Annotated in this window: 4 protein-coding genes; 3 read left to right on the top strand and 1 reads right to left on the bottom strand. The window is 56.8% G+C overall.

The features are described 5' to 3' along the window. The 3 genes from EN884_RS33835 to EN884_RS33825 all read left to right on the top strand — a co-directional run. A partial coding sequence (locus EN884_RS33835; RefSeq protein ID WP_164895345.1) for an SOS response-associated peptidase family protein occupies positions 1 to 349 on the top strand: 349 nt, incomplete at its 5' end. A 110-nt stretch (positions 350 to 459) separates the two neighbouring features. Then, the gene (locus tag EN884_RS39915; protein WP_244507026.1) at positions 460 to 651 is read left to right on the top strand and encodes a hypothetical protein; all 192 of its coding nucleotides are present in this window, start codon (positions 460 to 462) and stop codon (positions 649 to 651) included. Positions 652 to 1,184: 533 nt separating this feature from the next. Further along, positions 1,185 to 1,469: a hypothetical protein gene (locus EN884_RS33825; RefSeq protein ID WP_013525246.1), complete on the top strand. Its 285-nt coding sequence runs from the start codon at positions 1,185 to 1,187 to the stop codon at positions 1,467 to 1,469. A gap of 95 nt (positions 1,470 to 1,564) precedes the next feature. On the opposite strand, the gene EN884_RS33820 is transcribed toward EN884_RS33825, so the two are convergent. Beyond that, the gene (locus EN884_RS33820) at positions 1,565 to 1,855 is read right to left on the bottom strand and encodes a hypothetical protein (RefSeq protein WP_063170623.1); all 291 of its coding nucleotides are present in this window, start codon (positions 1,853 to 1,855) and stop codon (positions 1,565 to 1,567) included. Between the last annotated feature and the right edge of the window lie 367 nt (positions 1,856 to 2,222).

The raw sequence follows: 2,222 nt of genomic DNA, 5'->3' as shown, positions 1-2,222 counted from the left end.
GCCTTACGCTATCGCGATGACGGAGGACGAGCCTTTTGCCATGGCTGGAGTATGGGAAGAATATGCCGACAAGGCGACCGGCGAGTTGATCCGGACCTTCGCTGTCGTCACCTGCGAGCCCAATACGTTGATGGCGACGATCCATGATCGGATGCCGGTTATTCTGGCGCCTGCCGATTACATGCGCTGGCTCGGACCGGAACTGGATCCACGCGACCTCATGAAGCCATATCCTTCGGAGCTGATGAAGATGTGGCCGATTGACAGGAAGGTCGGAAGCCCGCGAAACAACACGCCGGACATCATTGACGAAATTGGCGTGGGACCAAACGACCTTTTCAACGTTTGAGCCTTTACACTGAACGGTCGCGGTAGGAATATTGTCCTCAGGTGGGGCGACTCTCAAAAGGTGTCGCAATGGCTAGGTCAAAACCCTCAAAGCAGTTATAACAGGCTGAAATCGAGCGCTTCCTGGTGGCAGCGGAAGCGCTGCACCTAAGCATCATCAAGCCGTTCATATCACCACATTGCGACCACTACAGGCAGACGCGCGTCCTGCACGAGGTGCTATTGAAGGCCGTGCGGGACGTCACCGGGAAAGAGGTCGAGTTCATCCGGTGGAACACCACTGGACCGGTGCTGCCCCCCTAAGGCTGGGTAAGCGCCTGGCTGCCGGGGATCGATCAGGCCGAACCCGCAGAACTGACAATGCCAGCGATGCGGATAGCGACGGCATCAAGTCCGCCGTCGTAAATTCTCGTGAGGACGTGTTCCGCAGCTTCAGCCCGTTGGGCAGTGCAACCGCGAACGTCGCCACCGCCCAACCTTGCCGGCCTGTTGGCGACGCAATCCCAAACTCCCCACAATCCGTCGCGCTCAATATGACAATAGAATCTGTGCTTGTGATTTTCCATGCAAGGTAAACTCCCCGCATCCCCATTGGGGTCCGATCTATCCAGGAAGGTGGTTAATGGGCCCGCGTTCGCCGATCGCACTTTAGGCTGGCCGCAGTGGTCCGTCGCCGCACGATGGACTGCTCACTGCACCGGCCATTCTCCACGACACCAGCGCGCGTCAGACGGCTGCCGATGCGGAATCGGCGAGATGCGGGAACAGAGTTCAGACGCCGACGTTTTTTCCCCAGGTCACGCGATTTTGCGCGTGTAGAACTAACGGAGGTAAAAATGAGCATCAAAATGCTTACGATGGGCGCGATGGCGCTCGCAGTGATGACGGGCTCAGCGCTGGCTGGCAGCAGCACCACTTCCGCGCTCGATGATCCTGCAAAGATGTCACCTTTCTTCACGGATGCCGGCATGAAAACCTTGAGGTCGGAAGCGGATTTCAAGACCGCATGGATGTCCATGAAACCGGATGAACAAAAGGCGGTGCTGAAAGACTGCGGCGACACCACGCTCAACAAGTCGCACGCTGATTTCTGTGCCATGGCCAAGAAGATGGGCGGCTGAGAATAACCGCTCTAGGCATTGTTCCCGAAACGTATTTGGCCCGTCCCTTAGGCACGGGCCTTTTTCTGCGGACCATTCCCTTGCGAGCCATGTTGCTAAGCGCTCCCGTCGGTCTCGCTTTCCTCGTCAATCATCCGGACTGGCAGATAAGCATTCGTTTCCAGCCACTCACGCAAGACGATCTGAATGAGCTCCGACCGGCCGATTTTCATTTCAGCGGCAATGGAGTTCAGTGCGTCCTGTGTTGCTGGCTCTAGCGGGAGGCCGGCGACGTTCCGGAGCATCAACGCAGCGCGCCGAAGCATGATCGGAAGATCCGCTCGCGACATGTCGGCGATGCTATCGGCGGCGTTCTCCAGTTCTTTGGCGAAGGATGATAGGGGCATGGCTCTCATCCTAAAGACAACAGCGGAATAATACACAGCAATTCAATTGAACAACGGGTGTATCGGGGAACGCCGCAAAATTATCTTGGTTGGATTGGCAGCAGGGATCACGGTTCACCTGGGCGGGCATCAATGGATGAGACGGTGATCCGAATATGCAGGCGGAACCTGTCGAAGAACAGCACGACCGCGAAGCCGTGGACCTCAGCTCTGTCATTGAACGCGTAACTGCGAGGGTTATCCACAGGTCACCAAGATTGGTAAAACGCTCCGAGCTTCGTTAAGGTTTCGTTAACACTCTGAGAGCATCGTTCGCGTGGGTTCTGAACCCCTAATCGCCTACGAAGCCCGCTGCCTAACCCCAAGC

This window comes from Mesorhizobium sp. M7A.F.Ca.AU.001.01.1.1, from assembly GCF_004022735.1.
Taxonomy (GTDB): domain Bacteria; phylum Pseudomonadota; class Alphaproteobacteria; order Rhizobiales; family Rhizobiaceae; genus Mesorhizobium; species Mesorhizobium ciceri.
The sequence above is the reverse complement of the archived record's forward strand: the minus strand, read 5'-3'. Positions and strand labels throughout refer to the sequence as shown.

Bases quoted from the DNA above. Each gene is read 5' to 3' on its own strand.
- EN884_RS33825 (WP_013525246.1), top strand. From the start codon at position 1,185: ATGAGCATCAAAATGCTTACGATGGGCGCGATGGCGCTCGCAGTGATG.
- EN884_RS33820 (WP_063170623.1), bottom strand. From the start codon at position 1,855: ATGCCCCTATCATCCTTCGCCAAAGAACTGGAGAACGCCGCCGATAGC.